The following is a 22,589-nucleotide window of genomic DNA, read 5'->3' on the forward strand; positions in this document are numbered from 1 at the left end:
GTGCGCGCGGCGGTGCCCGGCGCCGGGCTCACGCCCGGCGCCGAGCGCGGGCGGTCACTCCGTGCGCAGCCCGTCCGGGCGCATCATCCGCCACAGCGGCGGCAGGCTGAGGAAGGTCACCAGCAGCACCACCCCGGCCCCGATGCCCGTCATGGCGCCCAGGCTCGTCCAGTGGACGGCGACCGGAGCGGAGACCAGTCTCAGCAGCACCGCGCCCAGCCCGATCCCGCCGGCGACCGACAGCGCCAGCCCGAGCGCCACGGGCAGCGCGGTCTGCCACAGCACCGACCAGCCCAGGGTGGAGCGCCGGGTGCCGAAGGCGACCAGCACCGACAGCAGCTTCCCGCGCTCGCGCAACTGCTCCAGGGTGGAGACGGTCATGCTGGCGCCGATCAGCAGCATCACTCCGACCGCCCCCGCGTACAGCGCCCGCTGGATGGCGGTGAACCGGTTCGACTGGTCGGTGCCGCTCAGCGTCATGACCTGGGTCTGGGGCGAGCCGGCCCCCATGACGTTGCGCACGTACTCGCGCGCGTCCGGCACCGCGGGGTCGGCCTTGACGGAGAACTCGGCCCGGACGCCCCTCGCCCGGGTGACGTCGAGCGCCGCGGGAGTGGCCAGGACACCGTCGGTGTACCGGCCCATGGCATCCTCCCGGGGCCCGGCCACAGGGGCGTCGCTGGGGACGGACCAGGGGCGGGGCTCACCCACCCGTTCGTATTCCTCCTTCTCCCGCGAGTAGACGGGGACGTTGAGGTCGAAGTTCGCGCCGGGGCGCGCGCCGGACTCCTCCGCCCCGTCCATGGCCGTCGGCACGACGAAGACGTCCCCGTCCTCGCAGGAGGCGATGCGTGCCAGTTGCTCCAGGGTGGCGCAGTCGGCGACGGTGATCGTCGTCCAGGCGGTTTGGCCGTTGGGGTCCGCCCCGTTCGCGAAGGCCCTCAGGACGATCGTTCCCAGCACCCGTTCCACCCCGCGGGTGTCCCGCAACCGCTCGGTCAGCTCGGCGGCCTGGCGGCCGTCGTGCAGCTCCCGCAGCACGACCTGGAGGTCGGCGCGGGAGGTGTCGTGGCCGGTGGAGCGCGTGTAGTCGTCCTCGACCCCGCCGAACAGCATCTGGACGGCGATGGCTCCGGCGACCGCGACGGTGATGCCGCTGACCGCCTGGGCGCCGGGGCCGCTGTCGAGCTGGAGCCGGCGGACGGCGAGCTGGACGGACAGGGGGCCACCGCGCGCCCGGTTGACGACCCACTCGACCAGCCAGGGCAGCACCGCCGTGACGCCTGCCAGCAGCAGCACGATGCCCGCGGCGATGCGGTAGGTGTCGATCGTCCCCCGCGCCGCGTCGATCCCGCCGACCATCGGCAGGAGCAGCGCCAGCCCGATCCCTGGCGGCACCAGCCGCCACCACAGCCGGCGCCTGCGGACGCCCGCGTCGCGCACGACGCCGAGCGGTTCGATGGCGACCCCGCGCAGGGCGAGCAGGGCGACGGCGACGGCGGAGACGGGGACGACCACCACGATCAGTGCGGCCAGCGTGGTGCTGGGGCGTACGTCGGCGGGGAAAACACTGATGTCGAAGATCTCCGCCCGTCCGATGATTCCGCGCACCGGCAGGAACAGCGCGGCGCCGACGGCGAGTCCGAGGAGCGCGCCGACCAGCGACTCGCCGGCCGCGATGCGCCGGACCATCCGGCTGTCGGCGCCGACCAGGCGCAGTGCGGCCAGTCGGCGGTCGCGGCGTTCGCCGCCGAAGCGCACCGAGGTGGCGATGAACACCCAGACCGGGAACAACAACACCGCGCAGACGACGACCACCAGCAGCAGCAGTACGGCGTCAAGCGGCTCCGGTTCGACCACCTCGTCGAACCGGTCGATCCGCGTCACGCTGTCCGTGAACTCGGAGAGAGTGTCGCTGCCCGCCAGGAAGGTGAGCTCCCCCGGGCCGAGCAGGCCCTCGTCACCGATGGTGCCGGTGATCCACTGGGGAAGCCGCTCCCTGAGGAGTTCACCCTCCGGGGAGGCGAGCAGTTCACCCAGCGCCGGTGAGACGGCCATCTCACCGGGGCCGGGCAGCCGCCCCACGCCCGGCGGGACCGGCGGACTGCTCCCCTCCGGCTCGATGTACCGGCCGCGGATGTGCTCACCCCGGAACTCGGTGTCGCCCCAGGTGTAGAGGGCGCTGCGATCGGAGCGCTCGACCTGCCCGAAGCCGAAGGTCTCCCGGGCGTCACCGCGTGCGTCGCGGGCCCCCAGCATGTTCGGCACGGAGGCTGCGACCAGCAGCACGGTGACGCCGAGGCCGACTCCGACGGCCGTGAGCACGGTGCGCACCCAACTCTCGCGGCCCCCGGCGAGCGCGAAGCGGGCGCCCATCGCCAGATCGGCAGCCCAGCGGGCCGCCCCCGACGGGCCGGTGGGCGGTGCGGGCCCGGGGTCGGGCCCCGGAACGGGGGGTGCCTGCGGCGCCCTGGAGTCCAGCGCGCTCACAGGGCGCCCGCCACGTCGCGCACCCTGCCGTCGCGGACGACGATCTCGCGGTCGGAGTACGCGGCGACCCGGGCCTCGTGGGTGACCAGCACGACCGCCGCGCCGGTCTCCCGCGCGGCGTCGGTCAGCAGCTGCATCACCCGCTCGCCGTTGAGGGAGTCCAGCGCACCGGTCGGCTCGTCGGCGAAGACCACGCGCGGCCCGGCGGCCAGGGCCCGTGCGACGGCGACGCGCTGCCCCTGCCCGCCGGAGACCTGGCCGGGGCGGTGGTGGCGCACATCGTCCACCTCCAGCCGCTCCAGCCACCCGGCGGCCCGCCTCTCGGCCTCCCTGCGCCCCATGCCGGTCAGCCGCAGCGGCAGGGCGACGTTCTCGGTGCAGGTCAGTTCGGGCACGAGCCGGCCGAACTGGAAGATGAAGCCGAACTCCGAGCGGCGCAGGGCGCTGCGCTCGGTGTCGGACATGGCCGACAGCTCGCGTCCCCGGTAGTGGACGGCGCCGGAGTCGGGCCGGACGATCCCGGCCAGGCAGTGCAGCAGGGTGGACTTGCCGGAGCCGGAGGGGCCCATCACGGCGACGACCTCGCCGGGGCGGACGGAGAAGTCCGCCCCGGCCAGGGCGGGGGTGGGGCCGTAGGACTTGCGCAGTCCGGCGGCGCTCAGCAGCGGGTCGGCGGTGGTCATCCGCGTACCTCCCGGGCGAGTTGGTCCAGGCGCGCGGCGGTCAGTTCCAGCCAGCGCAGATCGGCTTCGAGGTGGAACAGGGCGTGGTCGCAGATGAGCTGGTCGGCCAGGTCTCCGCTTCTCTTGCGCCGTGTCAGCTCCCTCATCAGGCGCAGGTGTTCGGAGCGCTGGACGTCCAGCAGCTCCCCCGCGTCGCGCCCGGTCAGCAGGGCGAGGACGACCTTGGTGTAGAGGGCGGACCGGAGGTAGGGCTCGGGCTTCTCGGGCCGGCCGAGCCATCCGGCGACATCGGTGATCCCGGCGTCGGTGATGGCGTAGCGCTTGCGTTCGGGGCCCTCCCCGGGCTCGACGCCCTCGACCTCCACCAGGCCGTTCTTCAGCAGTCGGGACATGGTCGAGTAGACCTGCCCGTAGTGGAGCGGGCGGTCGTGGCCGAAGCGCTCGTCGAAGGCGCGCTTGAGGTCGTAGCCGTGGCGGGGCCCGGCTTCGAGGAGCCCCAGCAGGGTGTGGCCGATGGACATGCCGATGACTATACGCCATGCGTATACACCGCATGTATACGCATGGCGTATAAGCGCGACGCACACGTCCCCGCCCGTGCCGGGTCCGGGCGCGGCACGGGCGGGGACGGGCGCCGCGGGCTACTCCTGCGAGCGCGGCGGGCGGCCCCGGCGCGGATGGGGGCGGGCATCGCGGGGCATGCGCCCCGCTTCGGCCAGGGCCCTGCGCAGCAGGTAGTCGACCTGGGCGTTGGTGCTGCGCAGCTCGTCCGCCGCCCACTTCGCGAGCGCGTCGTGGACGGCGGGGTCCAGCCGCAGCAGCATCTGCCGGCGTTCGCGCCGGGGCCGCCGGGACCGCTCCTGCTCGGGGCCGCCGTCCTCCGGCGGCCCCTCCGGCCGGGTGCTCACTGGTAGAGCGACCCCGCGTTGAGGACCGGCTGCGGGGAGCGGTCGCCGCAGAGCACCACCAGCAGATTGCTCACCATGGCGGCCTTGCGCTCCTCGTCCAGTTCGACGAAGTCCTGGGAGGCGATCCGCTCCACGGCGTCCTCGACCATGCCGCAGGCCCCCTCCACGATGGTCCGGCGCGCCGCGACCACCGCGCCCGCCTGCTGTCGCTGGAGCATCGCGGCGGCGATCTCGGGGGCGTACGCCAGGTGCGTGAAGCGCGACTCGACGATCCGCACGCCCGCCGCCCGCACCCGGGCGGTCAGCTCGACGGCGAGCTTCTCGGTGATCTCCTCGGCGTTGCCGCGCAGTGACAGGCCGTCCTCGTCGTAGGCGTCGTAGGGGTACTCGATGGCGATGTGCCGTACGGCCGCCTCGGTCTGGGTGGAGACGAACTCCACGAAGTCGTCCACCTCGAAGGTGGCCTGGGCCGTGTCCTCCACCTGCCAGACCACGACGGCCGCCAGCTCGACCGGGTTGCCGTAGGCGTCGTTGACCTTGAGGATCGCCGTCTCGTGGTTGCGCACCCGGGTGGAGACCTTCTTGCGGGTGGTCAGCGGGTTCACCCAGCGCAGGCCGTCCTTGCGGATGGTGCCGGTGTAGCGCCCGAAGAGCTGCACGACCCGGGCCTCACCCGGCGCGACCATGTTGAGGCCGGCCATCGCGAAGACCGAGCCGATCACCAGCAGCACCCCGGCGACGATCAGTGCCGCCCCGGCGCCGCCCGTACCACCCTCGACGAGCCTGGCTCCCCCCACCACGGCGCCGGCTCCGGCCAGCAGCCCCAGCAGTCCCAGCAGCAGGGCGAGTCCGCCGGGAACGGAGTGCGCGGGCCTCTCGCGCACCTGCGGGGCGGGCATCTCGGGAAGATCTCTGGCGGTCTGCGCGGCCTGCGCGGTCTCAACGGACATGGCGGTCCCCCGTTTCCATGAAGCGGTTCTCCAGCAAAGTGATATCACTTTATCGCGGCGCCGCACCCTCGCGGAAGGGGGGTGCGGAAACACCCGGGCCCCGCCGTACGGCGGGGCCCGGGACGGAAACCGTGCGCTCGGGGCGGTCTACCGCTCCCCGCCCCGCGGCGGGCCGGCGGACTCCCCGCCCTCCTCCGGCTCCGGGGGCGGCGTGCTCCCGGACGACTTGGGCGACCTGGGCGCCTCGACGGCGGGCGGCGGCGCGGCCGACGACGGATCGGCGGCGCCGGCGGGCACGGCATGGCCCGCCGCGTACGACTTCAGGGAGACGACGACGGACTTGAGCACCGCCACCAGCGGCACCGCCGTCACCGCGCCGGGGATGCCCGCGATCAGGCTGCCCCCGGTCACCGCCAGCACCACGCCCAGGGGGTGCACCCGCGCCATCTTGCCGAGGATGAACGGCTGGAGCACATGCCCCTCCAGTTGCTGCACGGCCAGCACGACCGCCAGGACGAGCAGCGCGGACACCGCGCCGTTGGCCACGAACGCGACGATGACGGCCAGCGTTCCGGAGGCGAAGGCGCCGACGATCGGGATGAAGGAGAAGAGGAAGACGAACACGGCCAGCGGAACGGCCATCGGGACGTCCAGGAAGTAGATCCCGACGCCGATGAAGAACCCGTCGATGAAGGCCACGATCACCGTGCCGCGCACATAGCCGGTGAGCGTCATCCACGCCCTGGGCCCGGCGCTCGCCATGCCGTCACGTGCCACCCGGGGCACGAAGTTGAGTGTCCACCGCCACACCTGTCGGCCGTCGTAGAGCAGGAAGATCGTCACGAACAGCGCCAGCACCGCACCGGAGAGGAACTCCACCACGACGGTCACGCCCTGCAGCCCGGCACTGGTGATCGCCTGGCTGTTGCTGCCGAGCCAGTCGTTCAGACTGTCGGCGATGTTGTTGATCTGCGCCTCGGTGACGTGGAACGGGCTGTTGAGCAGCCAGGTCTTCAGCTCCTCGATGCCGTCCTGGACCTGCCGGGTGAGGTCGTCGAGGCTCTCCATCACCTGCCAGACCACGAACCAGCCGACCAGGCCCAGCATCGCCAGGCCCGTGACGAAGGTGATCGCGGTGGCCAGACCGCGCCCCACGCCCAGCCGCCGCAGCCGGGCGACCGTCGGCTGGAGCAGCGCGGTGAACAGCAGGCCGACGGCGAAGGACAGGACGAGCAGGCTGATGGCGCTGATCACCTTCATCAGGACATAGATGACCCCGGCCAGGACCAGCAGCCTCCATCCGGCCTCGGCCGCCACCCTCACCCCCCACGGCACCATGGTCGCGGGCGGGGGCGGTTCCGGCTGGAGAGGGGCGGGGCCCGGATCGCTTGGCGGCGGCCCGGGCGGTATCGGCCGGTCGACGCCGTCCTCCTCGGCGCGTGCCAGCCGCTCGGAAAGCCGGGTGACGGCACGCGACGCCCCCGCCTTAAGACTCCGAAGTCTCGACATGCCGCTTCCTTCGCCCCCGTTGTTCTGTTCGACCGGACCCAGTATGGCCCGTTCCGCCCCGATCCGGCGTGTCCGCCGTATCGGCCCGTCCCATCTGGGGACGACGTATCGGGGTAAAGGGTTGCTCCTTCACGGACATGCCAAACCCCCCGCCGGTGGGCGGGGGGTTTGAAGCGGGAGCCGGGGCGGCCGCGGGGGGCGGCTCGGCGCAAGGGCTCAGTACCAGTGGTTGGCCTGCCAGAACTCCCAGGCGCCGCAGGGGCTGCCGTAGCGGTCGTTCATGTAGTTCAGGCCCCACTTGATCTGGGTGGCCGGGTTGGTCTGCCAGTCGGCTCCGGCCGAGGCCATCTTGGAACCGGGCAGCGCCTGGACGAGGCCGTACGCGCCCGAGGAGGGGTTCTGGGCCTTGTAGTTCCAGCCGCTCTCGCGCTCGACGATGCTGGAGAAGCACTGGAACTGGCCGCCGCCCACGATCTGCTGGGCCATCGCCTTGACCTCGGCGACGGTGTAGGAGCTCTGCACCGCGAAGTCGGTGCGCTCCGCGGAGCGACTGGCGGCCTGCTGCCTGGCCTCCTCCCGCTTCTTCGCCTCCTCGGCCGCCTTGGCGGCCTTCTCCGCCGCTTCCCTCTTGGCCTGCGCGTCCTTGGCCGCCTGCTTGCGGGCGGCCTCCTCGGCGGCCTTCCTCGCCGCGGCGTCGGCGGCGGCCACGGCGTTGTCCGCCTGCTGTGTGAGGGAAGCGGTCTGGGCCTGCTGGCCTGCGGGTATGTCAGCGAGGAGCGTCGCATCAGCGGCAGTGGCCTCGACCGGTTCGGCCGTTCCCTGCTCACTGCCCGAGGCCACACCGACGACGGCGCCGACGGTGGTGACCGCGGTGGCGGACGCCACTGCGAACCCCCGGACCGAGATCCGAGTCACACGGTTTCCTTCCGCACTGCCCGCTCAGGTGACCTCGCGGGCGCAATCGTGCCCCTGGCACGGGCCTCCCACGTACTGGCCACGGGAGGCGCTGGCCCGGTCGGGCCCTTCCCGCAAGGAGGAGGGCCGCGTGGTGCTTCGGGCGGCATACGGCGCGCTGCTTTTGACTTGTGGGTCCGCGCCGGGTGGTGCGGACGGTGTCTGTGTGCCGTATGCGGGGCCTGACAGGACCCACACACTGCCGGAGACGGAACCGTGGATGCAATTCTGTGACACGTGGGAAAGCTCACATCCCGTTTCGCGAACCGGTTGGACGGAAAAGGGCGCGCGAAAAGCCCCGCACGGCTAGGCTGCTTCGCTTCGCCGTGCGGGGCCGTTCGCAGACCTGGTCAGATCCGGCCGTCCTCCAGCATCTCGGTCACCAGTGCCGCGATCGGTGACCGCTCGGACCGGGTGAGGGTGATGTGCGCGAAGAGCGGGTGGCCCTTGAGCCGTTCGACCACCGCGGCCACTCCGTCGTACCGCCCCACACGCAGGTTGTCGCGCTGGGCGACGTCGTGGGTGAGGACGACCCGTGAGTCCTGCCCGATCCTCGAAAGGACCGTCAGCAGCACGTTCCGCTCCAGCGACTGGGCCTCGTCGACGATCACGAAGGCGTCGTGCAGGGAACGGCCGCGGATGTGCGTGAGCGGCAGCACCTCCAGCATGCCGCGCGCCGTGATCTCCTCGACCACCTCGCGTGTCGTCACCGCCGAGAGGGTGTCGAAGACCGCCTGCGCCCAGGGGTTCATCTTCTCGTCGGCGGTGCCCGGCAGATAACCCAGGTCCTGGCCGCCGACCGCGTACAGCGGCCGGAACACCATCACCTTGCTGTGCTGCCGCCTCTCCAGCACGGCCTCCAGCCCGGCGCACAGCGCCAGCGCGGACTTGCCCGTGCCGGCCCGGCCGCCCATCGAGACGATGCCGATCTCCGGATCGAGCAGCAGGTCCAGCGCGACGCGCTGCTCGGCGCTGCGCCCGTGGACGCCGAACGCCTCGCGGTCCCCGCGCACCAGCCTGATCCGCCCCTCGGGCGTGACCCTGCCCAGGGCCCTGCCCCGCTCGGACTGCAGGACCAGACCGGTGTGCACCGGCAGTTCGGCTGCCTCGGGCACGCACACGCTGTCGGCTGCGAACATTTCGTCCACGTCCTCGGCCGCCAGGGTCAGCTCCGTCATACCCGTCCAGCCGGACTCGGTGACGGCCAGCTCGGCCCGGTACTCCTCGGCCAGCAGGCCGACGGAGGACGCCTTGATGCGCAGCGGCAGGTCCTTGGAGACGACCGTGACGTCGTATCCCTCGGCCTGGAGGTTCCTGGCCACCGCCAGGATGCGCGAGTCGTTGTCGAGCGGCCTGCCGTGGTCGCCGCGCATGGTGGAGGGCAGCACGGCCGGATCCGAGTGGTTGAGCTCCACCCTGAGCGTGCCGCCCAGCTCGCCGATCGGGATCGGGGCGTCCAGCCGCCCGTGCAGTACGCGGTACTCGTCCAGCCGTCTGAGGGCCTGGCGGGCGAAGTAGCCCAGCTCCGGATGGTGGCGCTTGGCCTCCAACTCCGTGACCACGACCACCGGGAGCACGACCTCGTGCTCGTCGAAGCGGGTCACGGCCGCCGGGTCGGCGAGCAGGACGCTGGTGTCGATGACGTAGGTGCGCCGGTCTTCCCGGCGCTTGGTGCTGGTCACCACGGATGGACCTACCCCCTCGGAAGAGGTCGGGTGCGACGGCGTCGCGGGGGATGAGGCCGGGCTCCGGTCCCGTACACGGGCCGGGCGCCGGCCCTCCGCGTCCTCGCGTGCGTCCGCCCGCACGGTCGTCCGTGGTGTGCAAGGGGCCTCCCGGGGCCGTCTCCCTGCGCCGGGAGCCGGCCTGGAGGGGATATTCCCTGCCGGGGCCGCCGCCATGCCCCGGCATATGCCTACGGTGCGATGAACGGCCGGTGTCCCCCGGAAGGGGGGACACCGGCCGCGGCCGGGCTCGCGTCCGTCAGGATCCGTAGCGGCGGTGGCGGGCCGCGTAGTCGCGCAGGGCTCGCAGGAAGTCCACCTTCCGGAAGGCGGGCCAGAACACGTCGCAGAAGTAGTACTCGGAGTGGGCGCTCTGCCAGAGCATGAAGCCCGACAGCCGCTGCTCGCCGCTGGTGCGGATCACCAGGTCCGGGTCGGGCTGCCCGCGCGTGTACAGGTGCTCGGCGACGTCCTCCGGGACGAGGTCCTCCGCGAGCTCCTTCAGGGTCGCGCCCCGCGCGGCCCGGTCCGCGAGCAGCGAGCGCACCGCGTCCACGATCTCCTGCCGGCCGCCGTAGCCGACGGCGACGTTGACGAGCATCCCCCGGTTGCCCCGGGTGCTCTCCTCCGCCTCCTTCAGCACGCACTGGGTGTGGTCGGGCAGCAGGTCCGGCGTACCGACGTGGTGCACCCGCCAGCGGCCGTCCGAGGCCAGGTCGCGCACCGCGTCCTCGATGATGCCCAGCAGCGGTTTGAGCTCCTCGGCCGGCCGGCTGAGGTTGTCCGTGGACAGCAGCCACAGGGTGACCACCTCGACGTCCGTCTCGGCGCACCATCCCAGCATCTCGCGGATCTTCTCGGCCCCCGCCTGGTGGCCCTGCTCGGTCGTGCCGCCGGAGGCGCGCGCCCAGCGGCGGTTGCCGTCGAGGATGACGCCGATGTGCTTGGGCACCTGCTCGTGGTCGAGACGCCCTTCCACCCGGTGGGCGTAGAGCCTGTAGACCAGGCGGCGCAGCCACCGGGGATACCGGGTGCGTCCCCGGGAAGATTGCAGCATCGGTTTGTTCAGCCCCTCCATGCAGGTCCCGAGCGCCAGGTCCTGTCCGGTCGCGTCCTCGCGGATCGGCCCGCGGCTTCCTGCTGCCCCTCTCCCCCGCCAAGGCGCTTCCGCCCGGGCGATCCGGGAGGGGTGTGGGGGAGGCCGCGGTTCGCGCCCGGCCGGGGCGGGCCGCGAAGAACCGGACGGACAGGTCCTCAGCACCTTACTGCTCCGCCGTGCGGCCGCACGAGCCGGGAATGTCACAGAACGGCGATAAGACAGTGATAGGCAGGGCCCATGAACGACGCCCCCCCGTACCGCCCGGACGGCTCCCGTTACGACACCATGCGCTACCGCCGCACCGGCCGCGGCGGACTGCTGCTCCCGGAGATCTCCCTGGGCCTGTGGCACAACTTCGGCGACGACCGGCCGCTTCGGACCCAGCGGGCGATCCTGCGCCGCGCCTTCGACCTGGGGGTCACACACTTCGACCTGGCCAACAACTACGGCCCGCCGCCCGGAGCGGCCGAGGCCAACTTCGGCCGCCACCTCGCCCGGGACTTCCGCCCCTACCGCGACGAGCTGGTGATCTCCACCAAGGCGGGCTACCTGATGCACCCCGGGCCGTACGGCGAGTGGGGCTCGCGCAAGTACCTGCTGTCCAGCCTGGACCAGAGCCTGAGGCGGACGGGCCTGGAGTACGTCGACGTCTTCTACTCGCACCGCTACGACCCCGACACGCCCCTGGAGGAGACGATGGGCGCGCTTGCGTCCGCCGTCCACCAGGGCAAGGCGCTCTACGTGGGCGTCTCCTCCTACAGCGCGCGGCGCACCCGCGAGGCGGCGCGGATCCTGCGTGAGATGGGGGTGCGGCCGCTGATCCACCAGCCGTCCTACTCCATGATCAACCGCTGGACGGAGGACGACCGCCTGCTGGACACGCTGGAGGCGGAGGGCATGGGCTGCATCTGCTTCGCCCCGCTGGCCCAGGGGCTGCTCACCGACAAGTACCTGAGCGGCGTCCCGGAGGGCTCCCGCGCGGCCCGGGGCACCTCCCTGGACCCGGACCTGCTGACGCAGGAGGTCGTCGGGCGGCTGCGCGCCCTGGCCGCCGTCGCCGAGCGGCGCGGCCAGTCCCTGGCCCAGCTCGCGCTGAGCTGGGTGCTGCGGGACCCGCGGATGACATCGGCGCTGATCGGCGCGAGCAGCGTGGCGCAACTGGAGGCGAACGTGGCGGCGGTGCGGAGCCCGGAGCTGACCGAGGAGGAGCTCGCGGAGATCGACACGTACGCCGTCTCTGCGCCCGGCGCGAACATCTGGGCCCTCAGCAGCGAGAGCTGAGAGCCGGTACGGCGGGGGCGGGGGCCGGGACGGGCCCGAACGCGAAGCGGGCCGGTCCGTGGGGGGGATACGGACCGGCCCGAGGGGGGGTTTCCACCATAGCCCCTGCCGCGCCGTGGCGCGCGCAACCGCGGCCCGGTTCACACGGTCAGTCCCCCCGCCAGCAGACCCACGAGGGCCCCCGCCACCATGAACGGCCCGAACGGCATGGCCGCCTTGCGGCTGGCCCGCCGGGCGAGGACCAGCGACATCCCGTAGACCGCGCCGAACAGAAAGCCCGCGAACGCTCCGCCCAGAAGCACACCCCAGCCGTACCACCCAAGAGCTACCCCCACCGGGACCGCCAGCTTGACGTCCCCGAAGCCCATGCCGCGCGGATTGACCAGGAACAGCACCAGATACACCCCGCCCAGCACCGCCCCGCCCAGCAGGGCGCGCACCCAGCTTCCGCCCGCCCCGGGCAGCAGGGCCGCGACCCCGAGCAGGACGGCGCCGCACGCGGCGAGCGGCAGGGTCACCACGTCCGGCAGCCGGTGGACCCTGTGGTCCACGACCGCCAGCAGCACCGCACACGGCACCAGCAGCAGCCACACGCCCAGCTCCGGCCGCCCCCCGACGGCCGCAGCCACCAGCGCGCACACCACCGCCGTGACGGCGGCCGCCGGCGTGGCGCCCGGCCCGTACAGCCCGTCCCGCCCGCTCCCGCACTCCCCGCACCGGGCCGGCCCGAGCCATCCCGGCAGCCTGTGCCCGGCGGGGCAGTGCGCGCGCCACGGCGTTCCCGCCTCGACGGCGAGCCGGTAGGCGGCACGCGGCACGAGCAGCCCGGCGGCGGTGCCGTAGACGGCGGCGAGAACGGTCAGTGTCAGGCGCACGCGGCGAGCGTACGGCGGACGGCAGCGCCCGGGCATGGGCCCCAGGGCCCATGCCCGGGCCCATCTCCTGTGCCGCGCACGTTCCTTCTGGTAGAACGGCGCTGCGCGAACGGTGTGGACGGGCGGCGCGGCAGGGGGCCGGACATGGGGCGCTGGCAGGACGGCAGAGGCACGCTGCGCGTCGCGGGGGAAGGCACGGCGGACCCGGCCGGCGTCCCGGTGGAGATCGCCGCCTCCTACCGGGCCCGCACCCGCGGCCTGCTGGGGCGCGACGGCATCGGCGGGGCTCTGTTGCTGACCCCCGCCAACAGCGTGCACACCTTCCGGATGCGGTTCGCGATCGACATCGCCTACCTCGACCGCCGGCTGAACGTGCTGGCCGTACGGACGATGCGGCCCGGCCGCCTCGGTCTCCCGCGCCCGCGTGCCCGCCACGTGCTGGAGGCCGAGGCGGGCGCCATGGCACGCTGGGGACTGCGGCCGGGCGTACGGGTGACGCTGGAGGCGTGACGCCGGGCGCCCGCGCCCCGGTCAGCCCCGGGAGTCCATCGCCAGATCGGCGGCCGTCCCGGCGGCGCAGCCCGCCAGCGTGGCCGCGCCGGACAGCGCGATCCCCTGGGCCGACATGTCCGTCCGCGAACCGATCATCAGCAGGCTCGCCCCGTACGCCACCAGGGGTACGGTCAGCGCGGCCGTCAGGTGCGCGGCGGGCGAGCCCCGGAAGGGCTCGCGGTGCAGCCGTGCGGCGGCGAGGGTGGCCAGCGCGACACACAGGGCGCCGGGTATGTGGAAAAGCACCACGCGCCAGCCGAACGACTCGACGCACTCCGGGGTGACGGCGTACTCGCCGAGTGTCCGGTCGACGAGCGACTGCGCCACCAGCAGGACCACGATGCCCGCCGCCCACGACCGGAGCACCGCCGGCAGCGCGGCCCCCCCGGGTCCCGGCGTTCCCGCGCGCGGGCGCGCGAACGCCGTACGGGCGGCCGGTCCCGCTCCTGCGTCCACCACCGATTCCCATGCCCGACCGCCTTGCCGTCGTGTCCGCCCACTCGTCGCACGACGCCAGGGCTTACCGGGTGGCGGATTGGGCCCGGGATTGGGCCCGCGGGCCCAATCCGCCACCCGGCGTACGGTCCCGGGCATGCGGCCGGCCGGCCCGGGGCCGGGCCCGGAAGCCGGGCCGGCCGATGACCCCTTCGAGGCCGTCGTAGAGGTCACCGCCGTGCTTCTTGATCTTCTTGACGAGCTCGACGGCCTTCTTCCACTTCCACGGCGCCCCGTACTTCGCCGCCGGCTTGCCCACCGCGCCACCGGTCAAGGAGGCCAGAACGTTGATCAGCGTCTCCGTGCACGCCGCGCCGTCCCCCTCGGTGATGCAGTCCAGCGCATCGGTGATCCCCAACTCCTCGGCGAGGATCTTCGCCGGCCCCTTGTCCTCGGAGGTGGTGATGAGCCGCCGGTAGACCATCCCGGCCGGCTCCGGCCGGGACACACCTGCGATCACCGAGGCGATCGGCTGGCACTCGGCCCGGTCGGCCTTCTCCAGGCCGGCACCGGATACCTCCTCCGAGGGCGTCTTGACGGTGTGACCGGAAACGTCCGCCGTCCTCGGCACCGACTTCTCCAGCTCCTCCCGGGACGGGGGCCTCGCCGGCTCCGCCGGGGTGGTCCGCGTCGGAGCGGGAGAGGCGGACGAGGAGTTCCCGTCCTTCCCGGATCCCCCGTGCCCTCCCCGTCCGCGGACCCCGAACCGGAGCCACCGCAGGCGGAGGCGAAGCCGAGCGCCAGTGCGGCGGCCGCGGGCAGGAGGCGGGAGACGCGTGTACTCATGGCGGCGGTGCTCCCGTGCGCACGGGCTTGTGGCGACGGCGGCGGGACGTGTCGGGGCGGTACGCCCGGACCGGTCTGCCGGTACGGCGACCGGTCCGGATCTGCGGAAAGTGCGACACCGGCCGCGGGCGGACCGGCCGCGGAATCAGTCGCCGCGCGGGAAGGAGATCTCCACCCGGCGGTTCCTCTTCCTTCCCTCCTCCGTGGAGTTGTCGGCGATCGGGTTGTCCTCGCTGTAACCGCGGATGCTGAACGTGACGGCGGAGCCGAGATCCTCCAGCAGTTGCTTGTGCACAGCCTCGGCGCGCTTTTTGGACAGGACCTTGCCGTGCTCGTACGAGCCGAGGTTGTCCGTGTACCCGAAGACGTTCACCTCCGTGGCACCCTGCTCCTCGATCTCCCCGGCGATGCCCTTGATCCTGTCGTTCGCCTCGGGGCTGAGCTTGGCGCTGTCCCTGCCGAAGAGCACCTCGGCCTGGAGCGTGAACTTGGTGTTGGACGGTGAGTCCTCCCGCTGCTCCTCACCGGCCTCGTCTCCGACGACCTGCTTGATCTCCAGGACCTTGGGCTCGGCGAGAGTGGCACCGTCAGGCAGCTTGAGATCGGGGTCGTTTATGTCGACCTCTCCCTCGAAGACCGAGGGCGCAGGCGCGATGTCGTCGGCGACGGCCGGGGAGGCACCGGCGACCGCCATCCCGGAGGCGAGGAGGGCGGAGAGCGCGAGCACGGTGCCGTTTCTGCGGACTTCCGTCCAGAACGGGGATCGGGAAGCGTTCATCTCGTCACCCACCCGTGATCTCGACCGTGGCCGTCTGGAAGGTCGGGATCTGCAGGTCCACATGTGCGGTGTTCTCCGGTGGTGCGGGGAACTGCATGAAGACGTTCAGCTCGGAATTGGCCTTGACACTGGGGATTCCCATAGTGGCCAGAGGCCGGTTCTCGGTGTCCCGCAACGTGTAGTAGCGCTTCTTCTCTTCCTTGTCCACAAGCGAGGCACCCCCTAGGGAACCACCGCCGGCGCCCTTTTTGAGATCGAGTTCCGGACCGGTCCAGAGCGAAGTCTCATAGAACTCCTTGTCCCCGGTGTTCTTGAGTACGCCGTTGACCGTGACGAATCCTCCGGCGTCACGCACCACGGAGTTGATGTCGAGGATGATGTCCTCTGGACCCTTGAGTGTGACGATCACCTTGCTGTCGTCCGCCACCTCGCCCGTTCCGCCCGTCCCCTTGCCCTGGGAATCGTTCGTCTGCTCGATGGAGGGCTTGTCGGCGGCCTTGTCCCCACCATCATCACCGCCGCAGGCGGACAGCGTGAAGGTTAGTGCCGCCGCCACTGTGGTGGCCAATGCGGCCCGACGTGCTTGGCGGATCTGCCACATACTCATCGCTACTGGTCCTCTGCTCGTGGATCGCGTTGTCGGTCAGTCGGAAAGCCGAACGGTGAAGAGGTCCGCCGCGTCGGGGAAGAAGTCCAGGTTCTCGGGGTCGATGAACCGGTCCCTGCCGTCGCACGTCAGTTCGCCGGGGAAGACGGGCTTGTCGTTGCCGCTTCCTCCGCTGTCCGGGTCCTCCCCGTCCTCCGGTTCGGTCTCGTCGGGCTTGAAGGTGCAGCGCGGCTCGATGACCGCAATGGCCTCCGCCGTCATGTGGATGTCCTCCGTGCCTGGGACGACGGTCTCCCCAAGGGACTTCTGGGTCTTCACCTTCACGGTGAAACCCATGCGTCCGTCGGTCAGCCGACGGCAGCCGCCGGGGATCACGTCGGACTTGTTCCGCGCCGCGAAGCTCCGGGCCTCCTGGCAGGCGCCGTACGTTCCGAAACCCTTGCCGTTGAGGAGGTCGTTCCAGTTCCGGGGATTCAGGACCGAGGCGAGCAGACCCCGGCGGAGCTGGTCCCGGGCGTCCTGAGCGGCTGCCAGGGCGGCGGCGTCGGCCGCCGACTGGGCGCCGTTGCGGGAGGCGGATGCCTGACCGACCACGAAATACGCGAGCGCGAGGAAGAGCAGGCTCGCCACCACCGTGATGTAGATGGGGACGGCCTGCCCTGCCTCGCGGCGCGCTCGCGGGATCACGGAGCCAATCACTCGCCGCCGGCTGTGCCGACGACCCTCTTGATCGTGTTGCCGATGGTGTCGCCGATGTCCGTCATGCTCGCCACCACGGCGATGATCGCGATGATCGCGACCAGCATGCCGATGTACTCGACCGCGGTCTGGCCCTTGTCGCCCCGGCGGGAGATGGCCTCGACGGTTGTGTTGGCCCAGCCGTTCACGCGAACCCTGGTGTCGGTCGCCAGCTTCAGAGCGGTGTTCTTCATGGTGTTCCCCTCCAGGTCCGGTCGACCGCTCGACGGCCGACGGATAGGTCTTTGCGGTGCCGTCCGCGCTTCCGGTCTCCTCCCGGCCGGCCTCGCCCGCGACACGGGAAACGTACGCCGGAACACCACCGGCCCGCATGGGTCCGTGGACCCAAGTACGGGCCCAATGGCGGAGTCGGGGCTCCTTCGCCGCCGTCCGGGCTCCGGGGCCCGCCATGTGGTCAGCCACGGCTTCCCGACCCCCCTCGCGCCGTGCCCAGCCAGACCGCGATGGCCTGGCTGCGGCTGATGGCGTGCAGTTTGGCGAAGATCCGGTTGATGTGGTTCTTGACCGTCTTCTCGCTGATGAAGCAGGCGGCGGCGATCTGCGGGTTGGTCATGCCGGACGCGATCAGCTCCATCACCTCCGCCTCCCTGCCGCTCAGACCGAACCGCTCCGCCCTGGAAGCTCCCGGGACGGGAACAGACTGTGCCACATTGGATTGCTTGTGCGAAGCGCCTTGGGAGGAGTGTGGCACATTCGATGCTGATTCTCCTCCGAATGAGCGCAGTTGCCTCGGCGCGGGATGGGGGGTTTGCTCCGAATCACCGTGTGCGGTTGCACGCTCCCGCCCCGGAAGCGCGGGCTGGTGGCCGGGGTCGGCGAAAGCAGTGCCGAGCCCCTCGGGCAGCGGCTGCCCGGGGGCGGCCGCCGCGCCGCCACGGAGGCCGGCCAGGAGCGCGTTGGAGGCCGTGAACGTGAAGTGGGCCCGGCCCTCCCCGGTGTCGCGGACGGCCGCGACCAGCTGGTCGGCGGTGAACTCTCCGTGGACCAGGTAACCCCCGGCCCCCAGCCGCAGCGCCTCGTGGACGACCTCGCTCTCGCGGCTGTACGTGAGCATCAGCACGGGTGCCATGCGCACCAGGTGCGGCAGGGCCGAGATGCCGTCGACACCCGGCATGCGGACGTCCAGCAGCACCACGTCGGGCCGGTGCCGCCGGGTGGCCTCGTAGGCCTCTCGGCCGTCGGCCGCCTCGGCGACCACCTGGATGTCGTGGCGTCCTTGGAGCAGTACGGTCAGCCCCGCGCGCACGACCGGGTTGTCGTCGGCGACGACGATCCGCAGCGGTGCGGCGGCGGGCGTCGGAGGCAGGGGCGGACCGTCGTCGGGTGCCGTCGGCGGAGCCACGGGGGCGCGGTCCGGAGTGCGCCCCGGCTGGGGGTCGGTGCCGTACGGGGACGCGGGGCGGCGCCGTCCCGGTGCGGGGGGAACGTCGTCCGGCATGGTGCGGCCTCCTTTCGGATGCGGGGCGGGAAGCGGTCGGTCAGGAGCGGATGTACCGGTGCCGCTGTGCGACGGCGGTCAGGCCATCCGGGAGCAGAGCGGCCGTCGGAAGGTCGAGGCGCACCTCGGTTCCGGTGGTGGCCCTCCCCCTGCCGATGCGGATGCGCGCACCGATCCCCGCGGCACGCTCCACCATGCCGACGAGGCCGAAGTGCCCTGCACGCTTGAGCTGTTCGAGGTCCGTGCCCGCGGGCAGGCCGTGTCCGTCGTCGTAGACGCTGATGCGCAGCGAGTCGTCGACGATTCCGGCCGAGACGTCGACGCGGGTGGGGTCCGCGTGCCGGTGCGCGTTCTCCATGGCCTCGGAGGCGATGGTCAGCACCTGCCCGGCCACCGCCTGGGGGACCGCCGGCACGGGGGTGCCGTTGAGCGGGCGGAAGGCGGCTTCCAGGCCCGTCCGGCGTGCGAAGTCCGCCGTGCGGGCGGACAGTTCACGGGCGATGTCCACCCCGCCGTCCAGGCCCGACTCGCGGCGCAGATCGGACAGCAGTTCCCGGGATTCCACCGCAGCGCGGCGCGCGGAGCGGGCGACGAGTTCGGCCTGCCGTCTGAGGGTGCCGGGGTCCATGCGGTCGGCGGAGCCCGCCAGTCCGTCCGCGGCCAGGGCGAGACCGTGGAGGGTCTTGGCGACCGAGTCGTGCATCTCGCGGGCCAGCCGGGCGCGTTCGCGCTCGACCGCCTCGGTGACGGCCAGCCTGGACCGCATCTCCAGCAGTGCCTCGGTGGCGCTGCCGAAGCGCAGCATCAGCCCTCGCAGCGTGACTCCCACCGCACCCGCGAGGACGCAGACCCCGGGCAGGAACGCGGCGGCGGCGAGCGACGCGCCGAACATGCCGTTGCCCGCGTACGCGACGGCCACGACCAGCAGGGTGAGGGCGGTGAAGAAGCCCGCGCCCCGCCATCCGTACACCAGTCCGGCGAGCAGCGGGGTGCAGATCGTGACGTAGCTCAGCGGGCTCGCCGGTGTGGCCGTGAACAGCAGGAGGGCCCCGAAGCCGGCGTCGACGCCGAGGAGCGCGGGGTGCCGCAGCAGCAGGGGGCCGAAGCGCTCCCAGTCCCGGAAGAGCATGTAGGAGCCCATGAAGGTGAACACGATCGCCGCGCCGACCAGCCAGGTGGGCCATCCCTGCCTCGTGCCGCCCAGGGCGAAGGGGGTGGTCAGCACGATCATGCCCAGCCGGAAGCCGAAGACCTGGCGGCACAGCGCCTGGAGCGCGCTGAGCTGGATCCTGAGCGTGGGCGCGGCCGCCGGCTCCTCCAGCGGCGCGGTACCGCGGCCGCCCGCGATGACGGATCCCGGCGGCTGCGCCGGGGTGAACGGCATCGACACGCTTCCCCCTCCCACTCGGCGGCCCGGCGGCGCGTGCGGTCTACAGGCCGGTGCCCGTGCCGAGGAACATCCCCGTGCCCAGCAGGAGGATGGTGGCGGGCACCATGAGCATGGTGACGATGGACGTGGCCTTGGGTACGGCCTTGGCGGCTTCCCGGCGGGCGTTCTGGGCGTCGGTGCGCCGCATGTCGTTGGCGATCTGGATGAGCGTCTCGACGATCGGGGCGCCCAGTTCCTCGCCCTGCTGGAGCGCCGTGACGAACTGGGCGACCTGTTCGGAGTCGTTGCGTCTGCGCAGTTCGCCGAACGCCTGCCGGCGGCTGACCCCCATGTCCATCTGGCGCAGGGTGATGCGGAGTTCGTCGGCCCAGGGGCCCTGGTACTTGTCGGCCGTGCGCTCCAGCGCCTGGCGGAAGCCGAGGCCGGCGGAGACCACGACGGCGAGGACGTCGAGGAAGTCCGGGAGGGTCCGGTCGATCGCCCTGCGGCGCTCCCGGATGGCCGACCAGATGCCGACCTCGACCCAGAAGGCGCCGAAGGCGATCATGCCGACGGCGAGGACGGTGTGCCCGTCGGCCAGCATGACCAGGGCGCCCAGCCCGCCGAGGAGGCCGTAGACGGCCCGGCGGGCCGCGTAGCGGTCGATGGTCAGGCCGCCGGGGTTGCCCGCCATATCGATCCTCTTGCGGACCTTGTTGACCCGGTTGGGGCCCATCACGCGCAGCACCATGGGCGCGTAGCGCATGCCCATCCGGTCGATGCCGGACCCCACGGCGCCGGTCCGCGTGGAGCCGACCTCCAGTGCGATGGCGAGGTCCGCGGGGAGCTTGGCCTCGGAGCGGTAGAGCCGTATGCCGGCGATGGCTCCGTAGACGCAGAGGCCGATGACGGCGGCGAGGAGCAGTCCCATGTGTCCGTGTCCTCTCAGACTTCGATCTTGCCCAGGCGGCGGACGAGGAAGAACCCGATGCCGTACAGGGCCATCGCGACGATCAGTGCTCCCTGGCCCAGCGGGGACGCCGTGATCTTGTCGAGGGCGCCGTCCCAGATGCCGTCCATCAGCAGCATGGATCCCAGGCCCATCGCGGGGACGATGTAGGCGGTGCCGGTGACCTGCGACAGCTGGGTCCTGACCTCGCGCCGGGTCTCCTTGCGGTCCTCCAGGGTCTGGGTGAGGTTGTGCAGGGAGCTGACGAGCGTGCCGCCCGCCCTGTTGGACAGCACGAGCGTGGTGACCAGGACGGCCAGCTCACGGGAGGGCAGGCGTTCGGCGAGTTCGCCGAGCGCGTCGTCGAGGGTGTGGCCGACGGCGAGCCGGTCGGCCACCCGGCTCAGTTCCTCGCCGGCCGGGTCCTCCAGCTCCTCGGCGGCCATGGTGATGGCGGTGCGGAGTGCGAGTCCCGCCTGTGTGGCGTTGGCGAGGACGCGGGTGAGCTCGGGGAGCTGGTTGATGAACCGCTCGGTGCGCTTCTGCCGCTGCCAGTTGAGGAAGGTGAAGGAGCCCCAGAGGGCGACGACGGCCGCGATGGGGCCGAAGAAGGGTGCGAGCAGGGCGGAGGCGGTCAGCCACAGGCCGATGACGGAGCCGACCATGTAGACGAAGAACTCACCCGGGGTCAGGTCGAGACCGGTGGCCGCGAGCCTGAGTTCGATCCTCCTTCCGAACCGGGTGCCGCGCAGCCGCCGGTCGACGCCCTGGAAGTTGCGCCGGCGGCCGGACGCCTGTGTCTGCCCGGTGTGGGAGAGCCGGTCGATCAGCTCGGCGTGCTGTGCCCTCCCCGAGGCGTATGCGTGCACACCCATGACCGCGAGCACGCAGCACAGCAGCGTGACGCCGATCGTCAGCAGTGCGAGATTTTCCATGTCCGGTGGAGGCTTCCTCGGTGTGGGCGGCGGGATCGGGCGGCGGGGCGGGCCGGATCGGCCGTGACGGCGTCAGACGGTGGTCCCGCGCGTGGCGAGCTGTTCGTCGCTGTCGGCGACTCCGAAGGCGGGCGGGACGGGTTCGTTCTTCATGCGGAGGCGTTCGGCGATCCGGCGCGGCAGCGGGAAGTAGGCGAACTCCCCGTGGACCTTGCCGTCGCCGCCCATGGGCCGGGCGTCGAAGCGGCACACGGTGACGATCCTGTAGTCCTCCCGGCCGTGCGAGTCGACGACGGCGATCTCGCTGATCCTGCGGGAGCCGTCGGCGTTGCGGGTCAGCTGGACGATGACGTCCACAGCGCTGTTGATCTGATCCCTGACCGCGGCGAACGGGATCTCCGCCTCGGACATGGACGCCAGGGTCTGCAGACGCATCAGGGCGTCCTCGGCGCTGTTGGCGTGGACCGTTGCGAGGGAGCCGTCGTGACCGGTGGACATCGCCTGGAGCATGTCGAGCGTCTCCCCGCCGCGGACCTCGCCGACGACGATCCGGTCGGGGCGCATGCGCAGGGAGTTGCGGACCAGGTCGCGGATGGTGATCCGGCCCTTGCCCTCGACGTTCGCGGGCCGGCTCTCCAGCGTGATCACATGGGTCTGCTGGAGCTGTAGCTCCGCCGAGTCCTCGATGGTGATGATGCGCTCTCCCTCCGGGATCAGTCCGGAGAGCGCGTTGAGCAGCGTGGTCTTCCCGGTGCCGGTGGCTCCGGAGACGATCACGTTGAACTTGGCCCGGACCAGCCCGGCGAGCAGCATCATCATGTGCTCGTCGAGGGAGCCGAGGCCGATCATCTCCTGCAGGGTGTAGGCCCTCGGGAAGCGCCGGATGGTCAGGGTCGCACCCGAGAGCGCGAGCGGTGGGATGATCACGTTGACGCGCTCGCCGGAGGGCAGCCGGGCGTCGACCATCGGGTTGGCCTCGTCGACGCGGCGGTTGACGGTGGAGACGATGCGCTCGATGGTCTGCATCAGCTGCTCGTGGGAGGCGAACCGCATCGGAAGGAGTTCCAGGCGGCCGCCCCGCTCCACGAAGATCTGGTCGGGGCCGTTCACCATGATCTCGCTGATGGAGGCGTCCTCCAGGAGCGGTTCCAGGATGCCCAGGCCGAGCGCCTCGTCCACGACTCGGCGGATGAGCATGGCGCGCTCGTGGGTGGACAGGACAGGACCCTCGCGGCTGATGATGTGCCCCAGCACGCGCTCCAGCCGGACACGGCGCTCCGTCGCCGCGAGGGAGGACATCTCCGCGAGGTCGATCTCCTCGAGCAGCTTGGCCCGGTAGACCGCGACGAGGTGACTCTCCTCATGCTGGTTCGAGGTCGCCTCGGGGGCGTTGACGCGTGCCCTCAGGCTCATGGCTTCAGCTCTCCTTCCGGTCCCCGCCGGCCGCC

Annotated in this window: 23 protein-coding genes; 2 read left to right on the plus strand and 21 right to left on the minus strand. The window is 71.9% G+C overall.

The annotated features are described in order from the left end of the window. Positions 1-54 precede the first annotated feature (54 nt). The 9 genes from ACGRHY_RS08940 to ACGRHY_RS08980 form a co-directional block, all read right to left on the minus strand. Positions 55-2,490: an FtsX-like permease family protein gene (locus tag ACGRHY_RS08940; RefSeq protein ID WP_394634853.1), complete on the minus strand. Its 2,436-nt coding sequence runs from the start codon at positions 2,488-2,490 to the stop codon at positions 55-57. Next, positions 2,487-3,173: an ABC transporter ATP-binding protein gene (locus tag ACGRHY_RS08945; protein WP_394634854.1), complete on the minus strand. Its 687-nt coding sequence runs from the start codon at positions 3,171-3,173 to the stop codon at positions 2,487-2,489. Before ACGRHY_RS08945 ends, ACGRHY_RS08940 begins: the two co-directional genes overlap by 4 nt. Next, a complete protein-coding gene (locus ACGRHY_RS08950; RefSeq protein ID WP_394634855.1) occupies positions 3,170-3,694 on the minus strand; it encodes a PadR family transcriptional regulator in 525 nt (174 codons plus the stop codon). Before ACGRHY_RS08950 ends, ACGRHY_RS08945 begins: the two co-directional genes overlap by 4 nt. A gap of 120 nt (positions 3,695-3,814) precedes the next feature. After that, the gene (locus ACGRHY_RS08955) at positions 3,815-4,081 is read right to left on the minus strand and encodes a type II toxin-antitoxin system antitoxin (protein WP_394634856.1); all 267 of its coding nucleotides are present in this window, start codon (positions 4,079-4,081) and stop codon (positions 3,815-3,817) included. Beyond that, a complete protein-coding gene (locus ACGRHY_RS08960) occupies positions 4,078-5,031 on the minus strand; it encodes an SPFH domain-containing protein (protein WP_394634857.1) in 954 nt (317 codons plus the stop codon). The genes ACGRHY_RS08955 and ACGRHY_RS08960 overlap by 4 nt, the downstream gene beginning before the upstream one ends. A gap of 147 nt (positions 5,032-5,178) precedes the next feature. Continuing rightward, positions 5,179-6,540 carry an AI-2E family transporter gene (locus ACGRHY_RS08965; RefSeq protein ID WP_394634858.1) on the minus strand — a complete coding sequence of 454 codons (1,362 nt, stop codon included), beginning with the start codon at positions 6,538-6,540 and terminating at the stop codon, positions 5,179-5,181. A gap of 216 nt (positions 6,541-6,756) precedes the next feature. Beyond that, complete coding sequence (locus tag ACGRHY_RS08970; RefSeq protein WP_394634859.1) at positions 6,757-7,455, minus strand: aggregation-promoting factor C-terminal-like domain-containing protein; 699 nt, start codon at positions 7,453-7,455, stop codon at positions 6,757-6,759. Positions 7,456-7,844: 389 nt separating this feature from the next. Beyond that, on the minus strand, positions 7,845-9,179 hold the full coding sequence (phoH2, locus tag ACGRHY_RS08975) for an RNA 5'-3' helicase PhoH2 (RefSeq protein ID WP_394634860.1): 1,335 nt from the start codon (positions 9,177-9,179) through the stop codon (positions 7,845-7,847). Positions 9,180-9,477: 298 nt separating this feature from the next. Next, on the minus strand, positions 9,478-10,275 hold the full coding sequence (locus ACGRHY_RS08980; RefSeq protein ID WP_394634861.1) for an isoprenyl transferase: 798 nt from the start codon (positions 10,273-10,275) through the stop codon (positions 9,478-9,480). 279 nt (positions 10,276-10,554) lie between these two features. On the opposite strand from ACGRHY_RS08980, the gene mgrA reads away from it, so the two are divergent. Next, positions 10,555-11,598, plus strand: coding sequence for an L-glyceraldehyde 3-phosphate reductase (gene mgrA / locus ACGRHY_RS08985; protein WP_394634862.1), 1,044 nt, complete (start codon positions 10,555-10,557; stop codon positions 11,596-11,598). A 140-nt stretch (positions 11,599-11,738) separates the two neighbouring features. Here mgrA and ACGRHY_RS08990 read toward each other — a convergent pair whose 3' ends face one another. Then, entirely contained in the window at positions 11,739-12,509 is a 771-nt protein-coding gene (locus ACGRHY_RS08990; RefSeq protein WP_394634863.1) for a prepilin peptidase, read from the minus strand. A 108-nt stretch (positions 12,510-12,617) separates the two neighbouring features. Between ACGRHY_RS08990 and ACGRHY_RS08995 the strand changes: the two genes are divergently transcribed. Next, complete coding sequence (locus ACGRHY_RS08995) at positions 12,618-12,983, plus strand: DUF192 domain-containing protein (protein WP_394634864.1); 366 nt, start codon at positions 12,618-12,620, stop codon at positions 12,981-12,983. Positions 12,984-13,004: 21 nt separating this feature from the next. Here ACGRHY_RS08995 and ACGRHY_RS09000 read toward each other — a convergent pair whose 3' ends face one another. The 11 genes from ACGRHY_RS09000 to ACGRHY_RS09050 all read right to left on the minus strand — a co-directional run bounded on the left by ACGRHY_RS09000 (position 13,005) and on the right by ACGRHY_RS09050 (position 22,554). Further along, entirely contained in the window at positions 13,005-13,391 is a 387-nt protein-coding gene (locus ACGRHY_RS09000) for a hypothetical protein (protein ID WP_394634865.1), read from the minus strand. A 154-nt stretch (positions 13,392-13,545) separates the two neighbouring features. Next, positions 13,546-14,091, minus strand: coding sequence for a hypothetical protein (locus ACGRHY_RS09005; RefSeq protein ID WP_394634866.1), 546 nt, complete (start codon positions 14,089-14,091; stop codon positions 13,546-13,548). 360 nt (positions 14,092-14,451) lie between these two features. Continuing rightward, positions 14,452-15,084, minus strand: coding sequence for an OmpA family protein (locus ACGRHY_RS09010; RefSeq protein ID WP_394634867.1), 633 nt, complete (start codon positions 15,082-15,084; stop codon positions 14,452-14,454). Positions 15,085-15,088: 4 nt separating this feature from the next. Then, positions 15,089-15,691: a hypothetical protein gene (locus ACGRHY_RS09015; protein WP_394634868.1), complete on the minus strand. Its 603-nt coding sequence runs from the start codon at positions 15,689-15,691 to the stop codon at positions 15,089-15,091. A 36-nt stretch (positions 15,692-15,727) separates the two neighbouring features. Then, positions 15,728-16,378 (minus strand): pilus assembly protein TadG-related protein, encoded by a 651-nt coding sequence (locus tag ACGRHY_RS09020; protein WP_394634869.1) that lies wholly within the window; start codon positions 16,376-16,378, stop codon positions 15,728-15,730. Between the two features lie 8 nt (positions 16,379-16,386). Next, positions 16,387-16,623 (minus strand): hypothetical protein, encoded by a 237-nt coding sequence (locus tag ACGRHY_RS09025; protein ID WP_394634870.1) that lies wholly within the window; start codon positions 16,621-16,623, stop codon positions 16,387-16,389. A 221-nt stretch (positions 16,624-16,844) separates the two neighbouring features. Then, positions 16,845-17,888, minus strand: a complete 1,044-nt coding sequence (locus tag ACGRHY_RS09030) for a response regulator (protein ID WP_394634871.1) — start codon at positions 17,886-17,888, stop codon at positions 16,845-16,847. A gap of 40 nt (positions 17,889-17,928) precedes the next feature. Next, positions 17,929-19,272 carry a sensor histidine kinase gene (locus tag ACGRHY_RS09035; protein ID WP_394634872.1) on the minus strand — a complete coding sequence of 448 codons (1,344 nt, stop codon included), beginning with the start codon at positions 19,270-19,272 and terminating at the stop codon, positions 17,929-17,931. 46 nt (positions 19,273-19,318) lie between these two features. Continuing rightward, positions 19,319-20,188, minus strand: coding sequence for a DUF5936 domain-containing protein (locus ACGRHY_RS09040; protein ID WP_394634873.1), 870 nt, complete (start codon positions 20,186-20,188; stop codon positions 19,319-19,321). A gap of 14 nt (positions 20,189-20,202) precedes the next feature. Further along, a complete protein-coding gene (locus ACGRHY_RS09045; RefSeq protein ID WP_394634874.1) occupies positions 20,203-21,141 on the minus strand; it encodes a type II secretion system F family protein in 939 nt (312 codons plus the stop codon). Positions 21,142-21,213: 72 nt separating this feature from the next. Next, a complete protein-coding gene (locus ACGRHY_RS09050; RefSeq protein ID WP_394634875.1) occupies positions 21,214-22,554 on the minus strand; it encodes a TadA family conjugal transfer-associated ATPase in 1,341 nt (446 codons plus the stop codon). Positions 22,555-22,589 lie beyond the last annotated feature (35 nt).

Origin of the sequence: Streptomyces shinuiensis (genome assembly GCF_043660855.1) — a bacterium.
Taxonomy (GTDB): Bacteria; Actinomycetota; Actinomycetes; order Streptomycetales; family Streptomycetaceae; genus Streptomyces.